We start from the raw sequence: 20548 nt of genomic DNA, 5'->3' as shown, positions 1-20548 counted from the left end.
CGCAAAATTTTTTAATAATTACCGGGGCGGGCCCGCGCCTCGATACCACCCCCACGCGGGGGGCGGCGTTTATGCCGGCCCCCACCTTTTTGTCCGAGCATCGGATTGCCAAAACCGCTTTGGACTTGGGTCAGCTGGAAATAACCGGAGACGATCATGTCGCGCATCGGAATCCACTCATTCGTCTGGTCGGCGAGCTCGGCGCAGGGCGACCTCGAGCGGACGCTGGCCAACACCAGGGAAGCCGGCTTCGACCTGATCGAATTCTCCTATCTCGACCCCGCCAATGTCGACATTGACGGCCTGGCCAAGCGGATCGCCGATCTCGGCCTCGGCGTTGCGATCAGCATTGGACTGCCGGCCGACGGCGATATTTCGAGCGCCGACAAAACGATTGCCGCGCACGGCGTCGAAATCCTGGAACGCACGATCGCGCTGACCCGCGATCTCGGCGGCCAGAAGGTTGCCGGCATCCTCAGCACCAGCCACGGCTTGCAGAGCGAGGCGCCGACGCGTGACCAGTGGAACCGCAGCGCCGGCACGCTGGCCGAGGTGGCGGACACGGCAAAATCAGCCGGCGTCACCCTCAACCTCGAAATCGTCAACCGCTTCGAAAGCAATCTGCTCAACACCGCCGCGCAAGGCATGGCCTTCATCGCGGACAGCGGCTCCGACAATATCTTCCTGCATCTCGACAGCTTCCACATGAACATCGAGGAGGCCGATGTCGGCTTGGCCATTCGCAATGCGGTCGGGAAGATCGGCTATGTCCATATCGGCGAGAGCCATCGCGGTTTCCTCGGCACCGGCAATATCGATTTTGCCGCGATATTCGATGCGCTGACCGCCATCGGTTACAGCGACGACCTCAGCTTCGAATCCTTCTCCTCGGAAATCGTCGACGCGAACCTGTCGCGGAAAACCGCGATCTGGCGCAATCTGTGGACCGACAACATCGAGCTGGCCAAACATGCGCGCCGCTTCATTGCGCTCGGACTGGAGACGGCACGGCGCAAGGCCGAGCTTGTTTCCGCAACGCACCGGCCCTGAGCCCTCGCAGTTCCGAAGTCGATCTGGTTAGGCCAGAGGCGCTATATTAGCCGGCAAAACGCGGCCCAAGTTCCTCGATGCGGCGAATCATCGCCTGGAAATCCTCCAAAATGCGCTGGTGCAGGTGAACCGCCAGTTCCGGGTATTCCTCGAGGATGCGGCGGAACATCTTGCGGCTGAGCCGCAGCACTTCCGAATCGATTTCGGCGGAGGCGCTGGTCAGCCGGTTGGTGTCGGCGATCAGCGCCAGTTCGCTGAGCATGGTGCCGGGGCCGACGGTGCCGATCGGGATGCGCTCGCCGTCGTGCTCGCGGTAGAGGACGATGCGGCCGCTGACCACGATGTAGGCCGAATCAGCCTCGTCGTCCTCGCGGTAAAGCTTGTGGTCGGCTTTCAACATGGTGGTTTCGGCGCCGAAGGCGAGCAGACGCAGCTGTTCCTGCGTAAAGCCCTCGAAGAGCCTCACGGTGGACAGGATGCGGATGTCGTCATCCAGCGCCATCTAGCTATGTCCCCGAACCGTCAGTCCGACTCCTCCCCTACGAGGCCGATCCAAAACCACCTCCAGCCTCAGGACCGTACCCGAAAAGCGCCCCGCCCGGATCGCTTATTTGAATAATGAAATGTTTAAGGAACCAGCTTGTAGCCGCCGCTTTCTGTCACGAGAATTTCCGCGTTGGAAGGATCGCGCTCGATCTTCTGGCGCAGCCGGTAGACGTGAGTTTCGAGCGTATGCGTGGTGACGCCGGAATTGTAGCCCCAGACTTCCTCCAGCAGCACGTCGCGGGTCACCACCTTCTGGTCGGCACGGTAGAGATATTTGATGATCGAGGCTTCCTTTTCGGTCAATCGCACCTTGGCGCCGCGCGGGTCGATCAGAAGCTTCTGGCTGGGCTTGAACGTGTAGGGGCCGACCGAGAAAGTGGCGTCCTCGCTCTGTTCGTGCTGGCGCAACTGCGCGCGGATGCGGGCCAGCAGCACGGCAAAACGGAACGGCTTCGTCACATAGTCGTTGGCGCCGGCCTCGAGGCCAAGGATGGTGTCGGAATCGGTATCATGGCCGGTCAGCATGATGATCGGCGCCTTGTAGCCGCCCTTGCGCAATATCTTTACCGCCTCGCGGCCATCCATGTCGGGCAGGCCGACATCCATGATGAGCAGGTCGATGAGCCCGCCACGCGCCGTGGCGACGCCTTTGGCGGCGGTCGCTTCCTGCAGGACATCGAATTCCTCATAAAGCGACAATTGCTCGACAAGGGTGCCGCGCAGGTCGTCATCGTCGTCGACGATCAGAATGGTGCGTGAAGTCATGGATCAATCCGTTGTTTTGAAAAGAGATTTCAGTTGACCGCTGCCTGTTTATGCGGAAGCTGACCGGCACAACAGCCGTTCACAGTGATTTGTTCCGTGGCACGATCATACAAGAAAAAACACGATCGCAATGCAGTCGGTGCAATTTTGCCGAAAGGGCTCACCGTGCTCACCGTGCGCGCGCGCCCCGGCCAACCCAGCCAGGGCTTTCTGCAGGCCGGCAAACTGGTGTTTCCATGTGCGCTGGGGCATGGCGGCATCTCGGCCGGCAAGCGCGAGGGCGACGGCGCCACGCCGCTTGCCTCGATGCGGATATTGTCGGGATATTTTCGCGGCGACCGTTTTGCCGGCGGCCGCCGGACGCGGCTGGCGATGACGCCGATCGGCCGCGACCTCGGCTGGTGCGAAGTGCCTGGGGACCGCAACTACAACCGCCCGGTCAAAATCCCCTATGGCGCCAGCCATGAGCGGATGCTGCGCACCGACGATCTCTATGACGCCTGCCTGGTGCTGGACTGGAACATTGTGCCGCGCCGGCGCGGGCGCGGCAGCGCCATCTTCTTCCACCTGGCGCGCCCCGGCTTCACGCCGACGCAAGGCTGCGTCGCGGTAACCGCCCGCACCATGGCGCGGCTGCTGCCGCTGCTGTCAGAGCGGACGGTGGTAAGGGTGGTGAGGTGAGGGAATAGGGGAATAGGGGAGTAGGGCAGTAAGAGTAGAGACAGGGGCGGGCGCGCCGCTTAGCTTTCCTACTCCCCTACTCCCCTACTCCCCTACTCCCCTACTCCCCTACTCCCCTACTCCCCTACTCCTTTGCCACCCGATGTCGAGAAGGCCGAGCCGGCCGAGTTCGCGGTCCATGGCGCGTGCGATGTCCTTGCGTTCGCCGCCGATGTCGCGAAGCTGGCGATCGGAGAGATCCTCGACATTTTGGTAGGGAAGATTGACCGCGATTTTTGCGTGCCGAAGCCAGTCAAGCACGGCGCGCAGCCAGGCCGGGCGGAGGGTTACCGAGCGCAAGGCGATGTCAGACATGGTGCAATCCGCTTCTCCGGACATCAAATCCGGTTTGATGTTTCTTCGATGCTCAGATCATGGCGGATTGAAATTCAAACGGGAAACGAGTAGTTTTTTCTGCATCTTCAAGTTCTGTTTGATGATTGGAATGCTCGACCGAACCCTCGACCGAACCCTCCTCGTCTGGCACTGATGGCGCGCCTGCTGCCTGGAACCCGTGCGCTGCGGACGCTGGAGGCAGCGGCGCGGCACCTCAATTTCACCCGCGCCGCCGACGAGCTCGGCCTGACGCCGGCAGCGGTCAGCCATCAGATCAAGGAAATCGAGGATCAGCTCGGCATCGTGCTGTTCACACGCACCAGCCGCACGATCCGGCTGACCGAGGCGGGCGCGGTGCTGTTCGAAGCTTCGACCGATGCGCTCGACCTGCTTGGCCGGGCCGTCTCACGGGCGCAGAAGACGGCGCGCGGATCGGCGCTGCTGAAGGTCACCCTCGATGCGCAATTCGCGACGAAGTGGCTGATGCGGCGCGTCGACGATTTTCGCAAGCAGCATCCGGCAATCGAGCTGCGTTTCGACATCAGTTACGAGGTGCGCGACTTCGATCGCGACGACGTCGATCTCGGCATCCGTTTCGGCACCGGCAAATATCCGGGGCTTCGCTCGCACCGGCTGTTCGAAAACGTCATCATCCCCGTCTGCAGCCCGGCCTTGCTGCGGTCAGGGCCGCCGCTCAAGGAGCCGCGCGACCTGTTCCATCATACGCTGGCCCATATCGAGTGGTCACGCCAGGGCGTCACCTGGCCGAATTGGAGCATGTGGATGGCGGCGGCGGGCGTCGACGATTTCGACGACAGCCGGACCATCGTGTTCGGCAATTCGACGGATGCCGTCCAGGCCGCGCTCGACGGCAACGCGGTCGCGCTCGCCGATTTCGCCATGGTGGCAAACGACCTTTCGGAAGGTAGGCTGATCCGGCCGTTCGAACTCGGCATCAAGGTCGCGCCCGAATTCGCCTATTTCCTGGTCTATCCGGAGACCGCGGCGAATGATCCGCGCATCGTCGCCTTTCGCGATTGGCTTCTCGAGGAAATCGCCAGGACCCCGAGCTGACGGTCAGCCCGCCGCCGCGCCGAACCAGCCGATCACCGCGCCGATGAGAAGCAGCACGCCGAGCCAGTGACCAACATCGATGAGCGTCAGATCCCAGCCGAAACCTTCGTAACGATGGTTGACCGAAAGCGTGGTGGCGACGAACCCCAGCCAGAGAACGAAGCCGAAGATCACCCCGGCAAGCAGGCTCGGCTCGCCGCCGGTTACGGCGCCGATGATCAGCGACATGACCAGCGCCATGACGAGCTCCGCGATGAAGGAGACGACGAAGGGCAGCATCGATTTGCTCATCGTCGCCGGATCAAGCTTGGCGGCCTTCAGCCACGGCTTGCTCAAGCCCATGTACCAGGCCGCGCCGAACAACCACGCCACGACGGCGGCGACGATTACCGCCAGCCAATTGATTGCTGAAAAATCCATGGTTCCCTCCGGTCGATTGCGCGATGGAACGCCTGTTCGGCGATGCCGTCAAGCAAGGCGCCAGACGGTGGTGCGCTTGACCTCGGCGGCCTCCAGCGCCCGGGTCACCGCCACTTCGTAGACGGCAAGCGGCTCCAGCCCGGTCTTCGGCAGATAGGAGCGGCCGGGATCGCCGACGAGAATGTCGGCACCGCGCGCCTTCAGCGCGACGAACCACGGCATCAGCCTGTCGGCGAAAGTTTTGTCGTAGAAGACGTCGCCGGCCAGCACCACGTCCCAGCCGGCATCGCTGCCGATGCAGTCACCGATGAGGAATTTTATCTCGGTCCCATTTGCCTCGGCATTGAGGCGGATCGCGGTCGCGCAGAATGGGTCGATATCGGCGGCGATCACCTCGGCAGCTCCGGCCTTCACCGCGGCAATGGCGACAAGGCCGGAGCCGGAGGCGAAGTCCAGCACGCGCTTGCCGCGCACCGCCGCCGGATTGTCGAGGATGTAGCGGGCAAGGCCTTGGCCGCCGGCCCAGGCAAAAGCCCAGAAGGGTGGCGGCAGGCCGATTTCGGTCAGCTCGTCCTCGGTCCGCTGCCACAGTTCGTGCGCCTCGTCGGCCAGGTGCAGGCGGATCTCCGGCACATGCGGCGGCGCCATCAGCGCCGTGTTGTCGAGGATGAATTTCCTGGCGCTGTCCGGCGTCAGCGCCGTCAAGGCGCCGGCGTCAGGCCGCCCATGCGGCAAACCTCTTGCCATTCGGCCGGCGTCACCGGCTGCACAGACAGCCGCCCGAGCCGCACCAGCGCCATGTCGGCCAGCTTTGGATTGGCCTTGGCCTGCTCCAGCGTCACCGGCTTCGGCATGGCCTTGAAGGCGCGGATGTCGACGCACTCCCAGCGGGGATCGTCGGTGGTGCTGTCCTGATGGGCCAGAGCGCAGACTTCGGCGATGCCGACGATGTCCAGCCCGTCATTGGAATGGTAGAAGAAGCCGAGATCGCCGATCTGCATCGCCTTCATGTTGTTGCGCGCCGCATAATTGCGCACGCCGTCCCACTGCGTGCCGGCCTTGCCCTTGGCCTTGAGGTCCTCGAAGGAGAAGACCGAAGGTTCGGATTTGAACAGCCAGTAGTTCATCTCAGTTGTCCCGTTGCCGTTGTCGGTTTGTCGCTATCCAGCGTTGGCGCTGCCCCTCACCCTTACCCGCTCCCCGTAAGGACGGGGAGAGGGGTCGCCAGCGCTGGAGCTTCTCCCTTCTCCCCGTTCTTCACGGGGAGAAGGTGCCGGCAGGCGGATGAGGGGCAGGGCGAACGAACGATCATTCACTCACAGGTTTGTTGAAGCTCCAGTTCCATTGCCGGATTTCGACGCTTTCGAACAGCCCCGCCTTGGTATAGGGATCCGCCGCCGACAGCGCTTTTGCCGCCGCCAGATCGGGCGCCTCGACAACGACGAGGCTGCCGTCCGGCTTGCCGTCGGCGTCGAGGAAAGGGCCGGCGAAACCCAGTTTCTTGTCGCCGTTCAGCCCTTCCAGAAAGGCAATGTGCTCGGGCCGCGTGTCGAGCCGCACCTGCAGGCTTCCTGGCTTGTCCTTGCAAATCAACGCAAACAGCATCTTTCCATCTCCGCAATCGTTCGCGATTACATGTCGGCTTCGGTCTTGAGTGGCCTTGTCATCAACGCCGACACAGCCTGGTCTATAGTTATGGTGCCGTCCAGTATGGCGGCGACGGCGGCGATGATCGGCGCGTCGATCTGGCGCTCGCCGGCGATGCGGGCGGCGATTGCCGCCGTCGGCACGCCTTCGGCCAAAGGCAAGCCGACAAGCGGCTTGCCTTGCCCCAGCGCCAGCCCATAGGCGAAATTGCGCGACTGCGCGGACGAGCAGGTGAGCAGCAGGTCGCCGAGGCCGGAAAGCCCCATCAACGTCTCCGGCCTGGCGCCAAAGGCGGCGCCGATGCGGCGCAATTCGACGAAGCCGCGCGTCACCATCGCCGCCTGGGCGCTGGCACCGAGCCCGGCGCCGGTGACGGCACCCGCGGCAATTGCAAAGACGTTCTTCAGCGCGCCGCCGATCTCGACGCCGATCAGGTCGTCGCTCGAATAACAGCGCAGATTTTCCGCCGAAAAGCGGGCGGCAAGGTCGGTGGCCAGAGCCTCGTCGCGGGCGGCGACCACGACGGCCGTCGGCAGGCCCCTGGCGACGTCGGTGGCAAAGCTTGGGCCGGACAAAGCGGCGACCGGATTTGCCGGCAGTATTTCCTCGGTGATGGACGACAGCAGCGCGCCGGTGTCGCGCTCGATGCCCTTGGCGCAGAGGACCAGCGGGACGCCTTTCGGCATATGGCTGGACGCGGCCGTCAGCATAATCCGCAACGATTGCGCCGGCGCTACCGCCAGAACGCAGTCGGCACCGTCGAGCGCCGCCTCGATGTCGCTCGTCGCCACGATGCCGGGATCGAGCGCAATGCCCGGCAGATAGCGCGGATTTTCGCCACGGTCGACCGCCGCGACGGTCTCCGGGTCGCGCGCATAGAGGCGGACGAAATGACCGGCGCGCAGCGTGGCCAGCGCCAGCGCCGTGCCCCAGGCGCCGCCGCCGAGCACGGCGACGCGCCAGCCGCTTGGCGCCTTGTGCTCGCTGCCGGTCATGCCTTGGCCCCACGCCGGCCCGAGCCGACCATCGGGGCCGAGACGCTGTCCAGCGGCCAGCGCGAGCGCGGCACGAAATCGGCGGCGTTTTCACCTGATATGCCGGCGCGCAAGCGCTCGATGCCGGCCCAGGCGATCATCGCCGCATTGTCGGTGCAGAGGTTGAGCGGCGGCGCGACGAAGCTGAACCCGGCCTGCTCGCACAGGCCCTGCAATGTCGCCTTGATGGTCCGATTGGCGGCGACGCCGCCGGCGACAACCAATGCAGGCTCGGCCTTGTCCGGGAATTGCTGACGGAACCGGGTCAGCGCCCGCGCAACACGGTCGCCCAGCGCATCCGCGACCGCCGCCTGGAACGAGGCGCAGATATCGGCGACATCCTGGTCGCTCAGCGGGGCAATCGCGGTTGCCGCCTGGCGCACCGCGGTCTTGAGGCCGGAGAAGGAAAAATCGGGCTGCACGGAGCCCTTCATCGGGCGCGGAAAGGCGAAACGCGTCGCGTCACCGGTTGCCGCCGCCTTCTCGACATTCGGTCCGCCCGGATAGGGCAGGCCGAGCATCTTGGCCGTCTTGTCGAAGGCTTCGCCAAGCGCGTCGTCGATCGTCGTCGCCCAGCGCTGGTAGTCGCCGACGCCGCGCACGGCGACGATCTGGGTATGGCCGCCGGAGACCAGCAGCAAGAGGTAGGGAAAGTCGAGCCCGTCGGTCAGCCTGGCCGTCAGCGCGTGGCCTTCGAGATGGTTGATGGCGATCAGCGGTTTTTTTGCTGCCGCGGCGATTGCTTTGGCCGTCATCAGGCCGACGATCAGCCCGCCGACAAGACCGGGGCCGGCGGTGGCGGCAATCGCATCGATGTCGGCGAGCTCGACGCCGGAATCGGCCAGCGCTGCCTCGATGATGCCGTCGAGCGCCTCGACATGGGCGCGCGCGGCGATCTCCGGCACGACGCCGCCGAAAGCAGCATGCTCCTCGATCTGGCTGAGCACGATGTTCGACAGGATTTGCGGCGTGCTGCGACCGTCCAGCGCCACCACGCTGGCGGCGGTCTCGTCGCAACTCGTCTCGATGCCCAGAACGCGGATCAATTCGTCGCTGTCCTCGATGATTGTGCAACCGGCCTTTCCCCGATAGGAGAAAGCCCGAAAACCTGCCGGGGGTTATCACGGACGACGCGTCATGCAAACAACCTTGAGAATCGGAACACGCGGCAGCCCGCTGGCGCTGGCGCAGGCGCATGAAACGCAGGCGCGGCTGATGGCGGCGCACGGCATGCCGGCGGAAGCTTTCGAGGTGGTCGTCATCTCGACCACCGGCGACCGCATCCAGGACCGGCCGCTGTCGGAAGCCGGCGGCAAGGGCCTGTTCACCAAGGAGATCGAGGAGGCGCTGCTGGCGCGCCGCATCGACATCGCCGTGCATTCGTCGAAGGACATGCCGACGCTGTTGCCCGAGGGGCTCGAACTGTCCGCGTTCCTGCCGCGCGAGGACGCGCGCGATGCCTTCATCGGCAAGGCGGCGCGAACGATTGCCGGCCTGCCGCAAGGCGCCAGGGTCGGTTCGTCGTCGCTGCGGCGCCAGGCGCTGATCCGGCGGATGCGGCCGGACATCGAGGTGGTGATGTTTCGCGGCAATGTGCAGACGCGGCTGCGCAAGCTCGACGACGGCATCGCCGATGGCACAATCCTCGCCTATGCCGGGCTGAAGCGGCTCGGGCTCGAAGACGTCGTCACCGACCTGATGCCGCTCGAGGTCTTTCCGCCGGCGCCGGGGCAAGGCGCGATCTGCATCGAAAGCCGCATCGGAGACCGCGACGTGGAACAGATGCTGGCAGCGATCCACGACGGGCCGACCGGCGAGGCGCTGGCCTGCGAGCGCGCCTTCCTGGCGGCGCTCGACGGGTCCTGCCGCACGCCGATCGCCGGACATGCGACGATATCGGGCGGAACGGTTTCCTTTGCCGGGCTGATCATCTCGCCCGATGGCACGCAGTCGCATGAAGTCAGGCTGCAAGGGCCGGCGCAGGAGGCGGCGCGCATTGGCGCGGACGCCGCGGCGACCGTTCGGGCCAAGGCCGGCGAAACATTCTTCGATGGCTGGACCTGACATGCTCCGCGTCCTTGTGACGAGGCCCGAACCGGGCGCGTCGCGCACGGGGCGCCGGCTTGCGGATGCCGGCTTTCAGCCGATCCTGCTGCCATTGACCGGAACCGTGACGCTGCCGGTCGATGCCGGCGCGCTCGCTGACGCCGCGGCGGTCGCGGTCACCAGCGCCAATGCCGTTCGCCATGCGCCGAAAGAGGTCATCGCGGCGTTCGCCGGCTTGCCGTGCCACGCCGTCGGCAGGAAGACGGCGGAAGCCGCCCGCGCTGCCGGGTTTCTGTCGGTCAGCGAAGGCCCGGGCAATGCCGAGGCGCTGGCCGATGCGCTTGCTGGCGCTTACGCGGGGCAGACGATCGTCTATCTCTGCGGGCGGGTGCGATTTCCCGGCTTCGAGGAAGGGCTGTTGGCGTCGGGCGTTCAGGTCCGCGCCGTCGAGACCTACGACACCGTTGTCCTGGATTACTCCGACGAGGCCGTTCTTGCGCGCCTGTCCGCCCGGCCGGTCGAGGCGGTGCTGCTCTATTCGGCCAAGGCGGCAAAAGCGATGCAGGCCCTGGCTAGCCGGCCGGCGCTGCGTAGCCTTTTTCAGGACACGCGCTGTTTCGCGCTGTCGGGACGCATTGCCGCGGCCTTGGGCGATGTCGCTGGCGAAAGGATACGGATTGCGCTCGAGCCCAGCGAAGATGCCTTGCTGGGACTTTTGCAGGCGCCGCGCTGATGGCATTAGCGGCGGCTCTGTGCCGTGCTTGAAGGGCGGCGCCAAACGCAGGCGATTGCCCTCGGGCACATTTTGTTCTTGCTTTGTGCCGGCAGCTATGCTAGTAATTTGGTTATGGTGCCAATTGGCTCCAACGACCCGCCCGCCGAGGCGGGTTTTTTGTGTGCCGAGCATGGGCCTTGGCTTGAAACGCGGATTCGGCCCTGCGGCGTTTTGCCAAAACTGAACTCCAAGCCGTGGCGTCATCACGCCGCCCCTTTTCACCGCTTGGTGATGTGCTAGACCCTTTCAACAATCCCGAAGCGAATTTTGCGGAGCCCGAGCATGGTCAAGACGCCGAAGATGCGGCATTCCAAGAGCCGCCGTGAGCCGGTGACCATCGAGCTTGAGCCTGGCGCCGTCTCGCGAGTCGCCGACAAACAGGATGCCGTGACCTCGCAGACCGACGAGGCGCGGGCCGAGGAAGCGGCGAACGCCTCGCAGCCGGAGCCACCTGAAGAGCCGGTGCATGCGGACCAGACCGATCTCGAGCCATGGGAACATGCCGACGCAGCCGCGCCGGCCGGCACGCAAGAGCCGGCGGACGCCGGCGTCGATTCTGCCACGGAAGCGGAAACCCCTTATCCCGCCGGTTCGGATGCGCCGGCCGGGCGCTCCGCGGTTTCCGATTACAGTTTCGAAGATGCATCCAGCGGAACCGGGGCCAACGAACCGAGGATCCCAGGTTCCGGTGAGAAGACAGCTGAGACGAGGGACGACCATATGGCAGCGCAGTCGAAGCGAAGCGGCATCAACGGCATCGCCGCCGGTATTATCGGCGGCGTCATCGCCCTCGCCGCGGCCGGCGGGCTGCAATTTGCCGGCCTGCTCGGTGCGCCGGGGTCGGGCGGCGTGTCGCTCGACGCGGTCAATGGTGAGATCGTTTCGCTGAAACGCGAGGTCGCGGACCTCAGACAGGCCGGCGCCAACAATGACGCATCGGCCAAGGTGGACGGGCTGTCGTCGGCGCTGGATCAGGTCAGGGCGGACGTCGCGGCGTTGAAGTCGGCGGTCGAGCAAGGCGGTGCCGGCGACAATGCCGGCCTGGCAGCACTTGGCGACAAGGTAAGGGAGATCGAGACGGCGGTTGCGGCCCTCGGCAAAGCCGGCGGTACGGCGCCGGTCGATCTCGGCCCGCTCAACGACAGGCTGGCCGCGCTCGATGCGCTGGTGAAATCGGCCGGCGAGACGACAAAGGCGCAGGACAGCCGGCTTGCGGCCCTGGAACAGTCGGTTTCACAGATCTCGAGCAAGGTCGATGCACAGGCTTCGCAGCCGAAGATCGCACTGGCCATTGCCGCTTCGGCGCTCAAGGCAGCGCTCGACCGTGGTGCACCGTTCGCCGCCGAGCTCGAAACCTTTGCCGCGATCTCACCCGATGCACCCGAGATTGCGACGTTGCGCACCTATGCCGAAAAGGGCGTCCCGATGCGCTCCGAGATCGCCGCCGAAGCGGACGGCGCCGCCAACGCGATGGTCGCTGCCGCAACTCCCATCGACCAGAATGCCGGCATCCTGCAGAAGCTGCTGTCCAGCGCCGAATCGCTCGTCAAGGTCAGGCCGATCGGCGCCGTCGAAGGCACCGGCGTCCCGGAAACCGTCGCTCGCATGGAGGTCGCGGTCAACCAGGGCGACTACGCCAAGGCGCTCAGCGAATATGAAACCCTGCCTGAGGCGGCCAAGGCCGCCGGCGCCGACTTTGCCGGCAAGTTGAAAGCGCGGATGGAGGTCGAGACGCAGATCGATTCGCTCATCGCCGGCGCGATGAAGGCGTGAGGAACCCGATGATCCGCATCCTCGCCTTCCTTGCCGTCGTCTTTGCGCTCGGGCTCGGCTTCGCCTGGCTGGCCGACCGGCCGGGCGAAATGCTCGTCACCTTCAATGGCTATCAATACCAGGTCAGCCTGATGGTCGCGGCGGTGGCGGTCGTTGCCGTGGTTGCCGCGGTGATGATCGTCTGGTGGCTGATCAAGGCGCTGTGGAACAGCCCCTATACGATCTCGCGCTATTTCCGCGTGCGTCGCCGCGACCGCGGCTACCAGGCGCTGTCGACCGGGATGATCGCCGCCGGCGCCGGTGACGGCGCGCTCGCCCGCAAGAAGACCAAGGAAGCGGCAAAGCTGATCCGCTCCGATCAGGAGCCACTGATCCAGCTGCTCGACGCGCAGGCCTCGCTGCTCGAAGGCGACCATGAAGGCGCCCGCGAAAAGTTCGAGACCATGCTCGATGATCCCGAAATGCGGCTGCTCGGCCTGCGCGGGCTTTATCTCGAGGCCGAGCGGCTCGGCGACCGCAACGCAGCCCGCCACTATGCCGGCCGTGCCGCGGCGGTAGCGCCGCAACTGGCCTGGGCGGCCGAATCGACGCTGGAAGACCTGACCGGACGCGGCGACTGGGATGGCGCGCTGAAACTGGTCGATGCCCAGAAGTCGACCCGGCAGATCGAGCGTGACGCCGCCAACCGCCGCCGCGCCGTGCTGCTGACCGCCAAGGCGCAGGCGCTGATCGACAGCGATGCCAATGCCGCAAGGGCGGCGGCGCTCGAAGCCAACCGGCTGCGGCCGGATTTTGCACCGGCGGCGGTCGTCGCGGCGAAATTGCTGTTTAGGCAGAACGACGTGCGCAAAGGCTCGAAAATCCTCGAGGCGGGGTGGAAGGCCGAGCCGCATCCGGAGATCGCCGAGCTCTACACCCATGCCAGGCCGGGCGATGCCGTGCTCGACCGGCTGAACCGGGCAAAGAAGCTGCAGGAGCTGAAGAAGAACCATGCCGAGTCCTCGCTTGCCGTGGCGCGCGCCGCGCTGGATGCGCAGGATTTTTCAACCGCCCGCCGGGAGGCGGAAGCCGCGATCCGCATGGATCGCCGCGAAGGCGCCTATCTGCTGCTGGCCGATATCGAGGAGGCCGAGACCGGCGACCAGGGCAAGGTGCGGCAGTTGCTGTCGAAGGCGGTGAGAGCGCCGCGCGACCCGGCCTGGGTTGCCGATGGTGTCGTCTCCGAACGCTGGGCTCCGGTATCGCCGATCACCGGCAGGCTCGATGCATTCGAATGGCGGGCGCCGATGGAGCGGCTCGGGCAGTTGATCGACGGTCATGAGGATACGCCGGAGGCGCCGGTGCCGGCCATCGCGGCTCCAGCCGGGCCGGTACAGGAAAGAGCCGGGACGATCGAGCACACGGCGGAGACACCGGGCACAGCGACCGAGGAAAAGACGGACGACCGTGCCGGCGAGGATCATGTGACACCAATCACCGCGGCGGCGTTTGCCCAAGTGCCGGAAGATGCCGAGGCAGTCGAGCCGGCGCAGGAGCTGACGCGGCTGCCCGACGACCCCGGCGTCGATCCAGACGACGCAGCGGATAAATCGACGCGCCGGTTTCGTTTATTCTGATCAGGGTCGAGTGGACCCGGGCTTATTGGGAATGATTTGATGTTCGAACGCGTTTTGTCGTTTCTAAGGGATCTGCCGTCCGGTGGTGGCGCCAGCCCCAGCGCCGACGATCCGCGCATTGCCGCGTCCGCCCTGCTTTTCCACGTGATGAACGCCGACGGGGTGCGCCAGGATAGCGAATGGGAACGGTTCAAGAAGGTGCTGGCGGAAAGCTACTCGATCAGCGGCGACGAACTCGACGCGTTGGCGGCTGCCGGCGAGCGGGCCGACAATGAGGCGATCGACCTCTACGCTTTCACCAGCGTGCTCAAGCGCCATCTCGACGCCGAGGCGCGAAAGGCCTTCATCGGCCTGATGTGGGAGATCGTCTATGCCGATGGCGAGCTGCACGAGCTCGAGGACAATACCGTGTGGCGGGTCGCCGAGCTGATCGGCGTCGAACGTCGCGACCGTGTCGAGGCGCGCCTCAAGGCGGCCGCCGCGGTTCCTGGTGCTGCCGGAACCTCAAGCGACGAATAGACAGGATCCCGCCTTCCAATGCCGCCCAAGCCAAGTCCGAGACCAAAGATCCTGATCGTGCTGCATCAGGAGCATTCGAGCCCCGGACGGGTCGGCCATATGCTTATCGAGGAAGGCTTCGATCTCGACATCCGCCGACCGCCGCTCGGCGAGGCCTTGCCGCAGACGCTGGATGGCCATGCCGGCGCCGTGGTGTTCGGCGGGCCGATGAGCGCCAATGACGGCGACGAGTTCGTCCGCCGCGAGACCGACTGGCTCAAAATTCCGCTCAACGAGAACCGGCCGCTGCTTGGCATCTGCCTCGGCGCGCAAATGCTGGTCAAGCATCTCGGCGGCAGGGTCGAGGGCCATGGCGAGGGCCTCGTCGAAATCGGCTGGTATCCGCTGAAGGCGACCGAAGCGGGCAGCAGGCTGATGTATTGGCCGGAGATGGTCTATCAGTTCCATCGCGAAGGGTTTTCGCTGCCGAAGGACGCGACGCTATTAGCGACGGCCGAAACCTATCCCAACCAGGCCTTCCGCTATGGCGACAATGCCTGGGGCATCCAGTTCCATGGCGAATTGACCCGGGCGATGATGCAGCGCTGGGTGGTGCGCGGCGCGCACCGCTTCGAACTGCCCGGCGCGCAGCCCGGCCGCGACCATCTCGGCGGCCGGCTGATCTGGGACATGCACCTCAAGCGCTGGCTCGGCGAGTTCCTGCCGATGATTTTCGGCAAGCCGGCGCTGCGGTAATCAGTTTCGCCCCCTGAGATGACGCACCTTGCGCAGCTGCGGGAACAGCACCGCCCATAGGCCGGCAACAGCGATCGCCCCGACACCCCCGACCACCACGGCCGGAACCGTGCCGATCAACGCCGCCATCGTACCGGCGCGGAATTCGCCGAGCTCATTGGAAGCGCCGACAAAAACCTGGTTGACAGCGTTGACGCGGCCGCGAACGTCGTCCGGCGTCCACAGCTGGATCAGCGTCTCGCGGATATAGACGCTGAACATGTCGGTGGCGCCGAGCAGCGCAAGGGCCGCAATCGACAGCCAGGCGATGGTCGAGAGGCCGAACAGAACCGTGAACGCGCCGAACAGCGCGACGAAGCCGAGCATGACAAGGCCGGCATGGTTGCGGATCGGGTGTCCGGCCAGCCAGATGGCGACGCAGATGGCGCCGACGCCGGGCGCCGAGCGCAACAGGCCGAGCCCCCATGGGCCGAGTTCGAGGATATCGCGCGCGTAGACCGGCAGCAGCGCCGAGGCGCCGGACAGGAGCACCGCAAACAGATCGAGCGAAATCGCACCGAGCACGATCTTTTCGCTCCAGATATAGCCGAAGCCGGCGAACAGGGTCTGTACCGTCGGCCTGTCGGTCCGGCTGCGCTGGGCAGGCTTCGGGATGGTGAAGATCAGCACGGCGGCAACCAGCATCAGCACGGCGGCGGTGGTGTAGGCGGCTTCGGCTGAAAGCCCGTAGAGCAGGCCGCCGGCGACCGGCCCGACGATGGTTGCCGTCTGCCAGGCGGACGAGTTCCAGGCGATGGCGTTGGCGAAATCCTCGGGCGGCACCAGATTGGCGAACAGCGATGAGGAGGCCGGCCCGAAGAAGGCGCGCGCGATGCCGAACATGGCGAGCACGATGAAGACCGGCATCGGCCCGGAGAGGCCGCGTAGCGTCAGCAGCAGCAGGGCCAAGGCGCAGCCCGCCTCGACCAGCACCGCCAGCGCCATGATCAGACGGCGCCCGAAACGATCGGCAACGTCGCCGGTGACCAGCACCAGCAGCAGCGAAGGCAGGAACTGGACGATGCCGACAAGGCCGAGGTCGAACGGGTCGCGGGTCAGATCGTAGATCTGCCAGCCGACGGCGACCGACACGATCTGGGTGGAGAATGTCGAAAGGAAGCGCGCCGCCCAGTAGCTCAGGAACGGCCGATGGCGAAAGGCGGCATAGCGCTGGTCGGATGGTACTTGGGATTCTGTGGTCATGGAATAAGGCCCCGTGGCGGCTATGTCGGCCGGCGGGGCACTTCCACGATGGGCGCTGGTCCGGCCAACAAAGCCTTTAGCGCAGTTCGGCGCAGGGCGCGCGCAAAAATCCGGCGTGGCTCCAGCTTTTTTCAGGCTGCCATACCAATTGCAGGCGGCAACCACGCTCGGCGGAGATGGAGAGGGTTATTTGGCGCGCAGGTCGAGTTCCTTCGCGCCCCCCTCTGTCCTGCCGGACATCTCCCCCTCAAGGGGGGAGATTGGACGTCGCGACGTCCTTCGCCAGTCTCCGGCTTCGAAGGCAATTTGTACGTTCAAAGATTTGTACGTTTAAAGCGTAGCGCCATCGGCGAGGCAGCTGATCTCCCCCCTTGAGGGGGAGATGTCCGGCAGGACAGAGGGGGGCGCTGTCCCGCCAATCTTCGAGGCTTGCGTTTGCAGGGCTTCGAACGATGCTTTAGGCCGTCGCCTTGGCCTTCCTGCCCCTACCCTTGACGGGCGTGGGCGCGGGCGGGGCTTTGCGGCCGAGACCGATCGCCTTGGCCAGCTGCGAACGCGAGGCCGCGTAGTTGGGGGCGACCATCGGGTAGTCCGACGGCAGGCCCCATTTGGCGCGATAGGCGTCGGGCGTCAGCCCGAAATGAACGCCGATATGGCGCTTCAAGGATTTGAACTTCTTGCCGTCCTCGAGACAGATGATGTAGTCCGGCGTCACCGATTTCTTGGGATTGACGGCAGGCGTCAGCGGCGCGGCGACCGGCACTGCCGGTTGCCCGAGCCCGCCTATGGAAGCGCTGACGCTGGCGATGAGATCGCCGAGGCCGGAAGCCGGCAAGCGGTTCTTCTCGACATAGGCGGACACGATATGGGCGGTCAGCTCGAGCAGGTCGATATTTTTGCGAGCGTTGTTGTTGTCGTCGGTCAATCTATCTCTCCGTCCATGGGGGTCGCAGAAATTCCTAGTCGGCAAATCTGCGCAATGCAATGACGCCGCACCACGTCACACATTATTTTGAATAATAATACTAACGGCAGCGCGGGATTAACAACCCTGAGCCGGTGCTCGATAATATCAGACAATCAGCAATATCAAATAATCAGGGATTTGTCGCGCCATAGTCGAAATCCGCCCTCGAAGGCGCGTGTGTTGTCGCCGCGTCTGCAATCGGCGGGCAAGTCGGTGAGTTCGTCGACATTGCCGCCGCCGATGACCACGTAGTCCGGCTGCATGGCGGCGCGAAGCCGGTCGACCACGTCGAAGACGTGTTTGCGCCATTTCTTCTTGCCGCGCTTTTGCAGGCCGCGTTCGCCGACATAGTCTTCGAAACTGCCGCGCTTCTTGTAGGGAAGATGGGCAAGCTCCATCGGCTGGGCAACGTTATCGACGATCATCGCGGCCCCAAGGCCGGTGCCGAGGCCAAGGAACAGCATGCGGCCGCCCTCATAACTGCCGATGGCCTGCATGAGCGCATCGTTAACGACCTTGACCGGTTTGCCGAACTCGGCGGCGAAATCGCAGCCGACCCAGCCCTTGCCGAGATTGGCGGGTTCGGTCAGCGGCCGGTTGTGGTGCACCGGGCCCGGATAGCCCATCGAGACGACATCGTAGTGCAGCCCTTCGGCGAGCGTCTTCACCGCCGCGACCATCTGCTGCGGCGTAAGCTCCGGTCCGGAAGCGGTCTTGCGCTCGTCGCCGCCGGCACTGGTGCGGATCTTGACGTGCGAGCCGCCGATATCGATCGCAAGCACGATCTTTTCTTCCTCCGATGCCGGGTGCCTCACCGCCTTGGCCATCGCCTTCGCCTCCCAGAAATCATTTCGCCGGATTGATCCAGCCGTTCGGCGGCCCGAATCCAGCCATGGCTTCGGCCGGCCCCCATGTCTTTGGCGCGTAGACAGGGGGCGGCGTGGTGTCGCCGAGCACCGGGCCGACGATGCGCCAGGCGAGCTCGCTGGCGTCCTGGCGGGTGAACAGCTGGCCGTTGCCGTTCATGGCGTCGCCGATCAACCGCTCGTAAGGCGGCATGTCGCCCTTCGAATCGTCGAGCGCGGTGAGCTCGACCTGCTCACCGACCATGTCATCGCCGGGCGCCTTGCGCCGGGCTCCGATCGAGATCGCCACCTGAGGATCGATGCGGAAGCGCACGTGATTGCAGTCGCCGGGCTTGATCGGATCGAAGACGTCGAGCGGCGGCCGCTTCAGTTGCACGATGACCTCGGTGGCGTGCACCGGCAGGGATTTGCCGGCGCGAATGAAGAACGGCACATCCTGCCAGCGCCAGGTATCGACGAAAAAGCGCACCGCCGCGAAGGTCTCGACCGGCGAGTTCGGCGCCACGCCCGGCTCGTTGAGATAGCCGTCGAACTGCCCGCGCACCACATCGTCCCTGGTCAGCGTCCGGATCGCCCGCAGGACCTGCACCTTCTCGTCGATGAGATCGTCGGCCGAGCGGCCGACCGGCGGTTCCATGGCGAGCAGCAAGAGGATATTGAGCAGATGGTTTTCGATGACGTCGCGAATGCAGCCGACCTCGTCATAGAAGCGGCCGCGGCCCTCGACGCCGAAATCCTCGGCCATGGTGATCTGCACGCTCTCGACGTAATTGCGGTTCCAGATCGGCTCGAGGAAGGAATTGGCGAAGCGGAAATAGAGCAGGTTCTGGATCGCCTCCTTGCCGAGATAATGGTCGATGCGGAAGATCGACTTTTCATCGAAGACCAGATGCAGCACCCGGTTCAGCCAGCGCGCCGATTGCAGATCGTGGCCGAACGGCTTTTCCACCATCAGGCGCGCGCCCTGGGCGGCGCCCGACTGCTCCAGCCCCTGGACGACCACCTCGAACATCGCCGGCGGCACCGCCAGATAGTGCAGCGGCCGCTCAGCGCTGCCGAGCGCGGTCTTCAGCTTCTCGAAGGTCGCAGGCGCCCGATAGTCGCCACTGACATAGCGCAGCAACGATGCAAGCCTGGCAAAGATCTTGTCGTCGATGCTGCCCAAGGCGTTGACGATGCCGTCGCGGGCGCGCGCCTGCAGCTTGGCCAGGTCCCAGGGATCGAAGGCGACGCCGATCACCGGCTCGTTCAGCGTCCCTTTGGCCACCATGGCGTAAAGGGCGGGGAAGATCTTCTTGTGGGCGAGATCGCCGGTGGCGCCGAAAAGCACCAGCGTGTCCGATCGTTCCTGGCTCATGGGCGTGCCTCCCTGTCGCCCGTCACGAGCCGGCCTTGGGTTTTTCGACATGGCCGCCAAAGGCATAGCGCATGGCGGACAGAAGCTTGTCGGCGAATTCGGATTCGCCTTGCGAGGAGAACCTGTCGAACAGCGCCGAGGACAGCACCGGCGCCGGCACGCCGGTGTCGATCGCCGCCTTCAGCGTCCAGCGGCCTTCGCCGGAATCCGAGACCCGCCCGCCGAACTGCGTCAACGACGAATCGGCCTTCAGTACGCCGGCCGTCAGGTCGAGCAGCCACGAGCCGATGACGCTGCCGTGCCGCCAGACCTCGGCCACTTCAGCGATGTCGATGTCGAACTGGTAATATTGCGGGTTTTCCAGCGGGCTGGTTTCGGCATCGGCGGTGCGCTGCCGTTTGCCGACATTCGCCGACTTCAGGATGTTCATGCCTTCGGCATAGGCGGCCATAACGCCATATTCGATACCGTTATGGACCATCTTGACGAAATGGCCGGCGCCGCTTGGTCCGCAGTGAAGATAGCCGAAGGGCGAGGTTCCGGCATCCTTGGCAGGAGCGGGCGAAGCGGCGTCGGCGCCCGGCGCCAGCGTTGCGAAGACCGGATCGAGATGCTGGACCGCGCTGTCGGGGCCGCCGATCATCAGGCAGTAGCCGCGCTCGAGGCCCCAGACGCCGCCGCTGGTGCCGACATCGACATAGCTCAAGCCTTTCAAGGCGAGGCGCGCGGCGTGGTCGACGGCCTCGTGATAATAGGAATTGCCGCCGTCTATGATGATGTCGCCCGGCTCCATCAGGGCAGCCACCTGGTCGACGATCTTGCCGGTGATCGCCGCAGGCAGCATCAGCCAGGCGCTGCGCGGCTTCGCCAGCTTGCCGACGAACTCCTCCATCGAGGCGGCTCCGACCGCGCCGGCGCTCACAAGCGCGGCGACGCTCGCCGGGTTAATATCGTAGACGACGCATTCGTGGCCATCGCGCAGCAGGCGCCGAACCATGTTGGCGCCCATCCGGCCCAGTCCCATCATTCCTATCTGCATGGTCTCGTCCTGCCTTACTTG

At 65.1% G+C, this 20548-nt stretch carries 23 protein-coding genes; 9 read left to right on the top strand and 14 right to left on the bottom strand.

Annotated features, from left to right (window positions below):
• Positions 1–156 precede the first annotated feature (156 nt).
• Positions 157–1050 (top strand): sugar phosphate isomerase/epimerase family protein, encoded by an 894-nt coding sequence (locus NKH60_RS21195; protein ID WP_352540852.1) that lies wholly within the window; start codon positions 157–159, stop codon positions 1048–1050.
• 46 nt (positions 1051–1096) lie between these two features.
• On the opposite strand, the gene NKH60_RS21190 is transcribed toward NKH60_RS21195, so the two are convergent.
• Together NKH60_RS21190 and NKH60_RS21185 are read right to left on the bottom strand one after the other, a co-directional pair.
• Entirely contained in the window at positions 1097–1552 is a 456-nt protein-coding gene (locus NKH60_RS21190) for a Crp/Fnr family transcriptional regulator (protein WP_352470773.1), read from the bottom strand.
• Positions 1553–1677: 125 nt separating this feature from the next.
• Positions 1678–2361 carry a response regulator transcription factor gene (locus tag NKH60_RS21185; RefSeq protein ID WP_023680479.1) on the bottom strand — a complete coding sequence of 228 codons (684 nt, stop codon included), beginning with the start codon at positions 2359–2361 and terminating at the stop codon, positions 1678–1680.
• A 144-nt stretch (positions 2362–2505) separates the two neighbouring features.
• Here NKH60_RS21185 and NKH60_RS21180 point away from each other — a divergent pair, with 144 nt between their 5' ends.
• Positions 2506–3042 (top strand): L,D-transpeptidase family protein, encoded by a 537-nt coding sequence (locus tag NKH60_RS21180; protein ID WP_245274862.1) that lies wholly within the window; start codon positions 2506–2508, stop codon positions 3040–3042.
• Between the two features lie 108 nt (positions 3043–3150).
• Here the strand turns inward: NKH60_RS21180 and NKH60_RS21175 are convergent, their stop codons facing one another.
• Positions 3151–3396 carry a hypothetical protein gene (locus NKH60_RS21175; RefSeq protein ID WP_352451326.1) on the bottom strand — a complete coding sequence of 82 codons (246 nt, stop codon included), beginning with the start codon at positions 3394–3396 and terminating at the stop codon, positions 3151–3153.
• 174 nt (positions 3397–3570) lie between these two features.
• Here NKH60_RS21175 and gcvA point away from each other — a divergent pair, with 174 nt between their 5' ends.
• A complete protein-coding gene (gene gcvA, locus NKH60_RS21170) occupies positions 3571–4491 on the top strand; it encodes a transcriptional regulator GcvA (RefSeq protein ID WP_352767415.1) in 921 nt (306 codons plus the stop codon).
• A gap of 3 nt (positions 4492–4494) precedes the next feature.
• On the opposite strand, the gene NKH60_RS21165 is transcribed toward gcvA, so the two are convergent.
• The 6 genes from NKH60_RS21165 to tsaD form a co-directional block, all read right to left on the bottom strand.
• The gene (locus NKH60_RS21165) at positions 4495–4911 is read right to left on the bottom strand and encodes a DUF1761 domain-containing protein (RefSeq protein WP_023680475.1); all 417 of its coding nucleotides are present in this window, start codon (positions 4909–4911) and stop codon (positions 4495–4497) included.
• Positions 4912–4959: 48 nt separating this feature from the next.
• Entirely contained in the window at positions 4960–5658 is a 699-nt protein-coding gene (locus NKH60_RS21160) for a class I SAM-dependent methyltransferase (protein WP_502907759.1), read from the bottom strand.
• A complete protein-coding gene (locus tag NKH60_RS21155) occupies positions 5613–6038 on the bottom strand; it encodes an EVE domain-containing protein (RefSeq protein WP_023680473.1) in 426 nt (141 codons plus the stop codon). The genes NKH60_RS21160 and NKH60_RS21155 overlap by 46 nt, the downstream gene beginning before the upstream one ends.
• A gap of 181 nt (positions 6039–6219) precedes the next feature.
• Positions 6220–6516: a YciI-like protein gene (locus tag NKH60_RS21150; protein ID WP_352470768.1), complete on the bottom strand. Its 297-nt coding sequence runs from the start codon at positions 6514–6516 to the stop codon at positions 6220–6222.
• A gap of 26 nt (positions 6517–6542) precedes the next feature.
• On the bottom strand, positions 6543–7553 hold the full coding sequence (locus NKH60_RS21145; RefSeq protein WP_352873181.1) for an NAD(P)H-dependent glycerol-3-phosphate dehydrogenase: 1011 nt from the start codon (positions 7551–7553) through the stop codon (positions 6543–6545).
• Positions 7550–8635, bottom strand: a complete 1086-nt coding sequence (gene tsaD / locus NKH60_RS21140) for a tRNA (adenosine(37)-N6)-threonylcarbamoyltransferase complex transferase subunit TsaD (protein ID WP_352540951.1) — start codon at positions 8633–8635, stop codon at positions 7550–7552. The genes NKH60_RS21145 and tsaD overlap by 4 nt, the downstream gene beginning before the upstream one ends.
• Before the next feature lie 94 nt (positions 8636–8729).
• Here tsaD and hemC point away from each other — a divergent pair, with 94 nt between their 5' ends.
• The 6 genes from hemC to NKH60_RS21110 all read left to right on the top strand — a co-directional run bounded on the left by hemC (position 8730) and on the right by NKH60_RS21110 (position 15056).
• Positions 8730–9656: a hydroxymethylbilane synthase gene (gene hemC, locus NKH60_RS21135; protein ID WP_352540855.1), complete on the top strand. Its 927-nt coding sequence runs from the start codon at positions 8730–8732 to the stop codon at positions 9654–9656.
• A 1-nt stretch (position 9657) separates the two neighbouring features.
• Positions 9658–10371 carry a uroporphyrinogen-III synthase gene (locus NKH60_RS21130; protein ID WP_352832414.1) on the top strand — a complete coding sequence of 238 codons (714 nt, stop codon included), beginning with the start codon at positions 9658–9660 and terminating at the stop codon, positions 10369–10371.
• Between the two features lie 324 nt (positions 10372–10695).
• Positions 10696–12186, top strand: a complete 1491-nt coding sequence (locus NKH60_RS21125; protein ID WP_352832417.1) for a COG4223 family protein — start codon at positions 10696–10698, stop codon at positions 12184–12186.
• An 8-nt stretch (positions 12187–12194) separates the two neighbouring features.
• The gene (locus NKH60_RS21120; RefSeq protein ID WP_352683749.1) at positions 12195–13802 is read left to right on the top strand and encodes a heme biosynthesis protein HemY; all 1608 of its coding nucleotides are present in this window, start codon (positions 12195–12197) and stop codon (positions 13800–13802) included.
• A 39-nt stretch (positions 13803–13841) separates the two neighbouring features.
• Complete coding sequence (locus NKH60_RS21115) at positions 13842–14321, top strand: tellurite resistance TerB family protein (protein WP_352832420.1); 480 nt, start codon at positions 13842–13844, stop codon at positions 14319–14321.
• An 18-nt stretch (positions 14322–14339) separates the two neighbouring features.
• Complete coding sequence (locus NKH60_RS21110; protein WP_352832422.1) at positions 14340–15056, top strand: glutamine amidotransferase; 717 nt, start codon at positions 14340–14342, stop codon at positions 15054–15056.
• On the opposite strand, the gene NKH60_RS21105 is transcribed toward NKH60_RS21110, so the two are convergent.
• The 5 genes from NKH60_RS21105 to gnd all read right to left on the bottom strand — a co-directional run bounded on the left by NKH60_RS21105 (position 15057) and on the right by gnd (position 20527).
• The gene (locus NKH60_RS21105; protein WP_352832425.1) at positions 15057–16298 is read right to left on the bottom strand and encodes an MFS transporter; all 1242 of its coding nucleotides are present in this window, start codon (positions 16296–16298) and stop codon (positions 15057–15059) included.
• A 457-nt stretch (positions 16299–16755) separates the two neighbouring features.
• Positions 16756–17223 carry a Ros/MucR family transcriptional regulator gene (locus NKH60_RS21100; protein ID WP_352613172.1) on the bottom strand — a complete coding sequence of 156 codons (468 nt, stop codon included), beginning with the start codon at positions 17221–17223 and terminating at the stop codon, positions 16756–16758.
• Between the two features lie 164 nt (positions 17224–17387).
• Positions 17388–18092 (bottom strand): ROK family protein, encoded by a 705-nt coding sequence (locus NKH60_RS21095; protein WP_352818354.1) that lies wholly within the window; start codon positions 18090–18092, stop codon positions 17388–17390.
• Positions 18093–18111: 19 nt separating this feature from the next.
• Positions 18112–19488, bottom strand: coding sequence for a glucose-6-phosphate dehydrogenase (gene zwf / locus NKH60_RS21090; protein WP_352772220.1), 1377 nt, complete (start codon positions 19486–19488; stop codon positions 18112–18114).
• Between the two features lie 22 nt (positions 19489–19510).
• The gene (gnd, locus tag NKH60_RS21085) at positions 19511–20527 is read right to left on the bottom strand and encodes a phosphogluconate dehydrogenase (NAD(+)-dependent, decarboxylating) (RefSeq protein WP_352767430.1); all 1017 of its coding nucleotides are present in this window, start codon (positions 20525–20527) and stop codon (positions 19511–19513) included.
• Positions 20528–20548: the final 21 nt, after the last annotated feature.

The organism is Mesorhizobium sp. M1006, from assembly GCF_040318825.1.
In the GTDB taxonomy this organism is placed as follows: Bacteria; Pseudomonadota; Alphaproteobacteria; order Rhizobiales; family Rhizobiaceae; genus Mesorhizobium.
The sequence above is the reverse complement of the archived record's forward strand: the minus strand, read 5'-3'. Positions and strand labels throughout refer to the sequence as shown.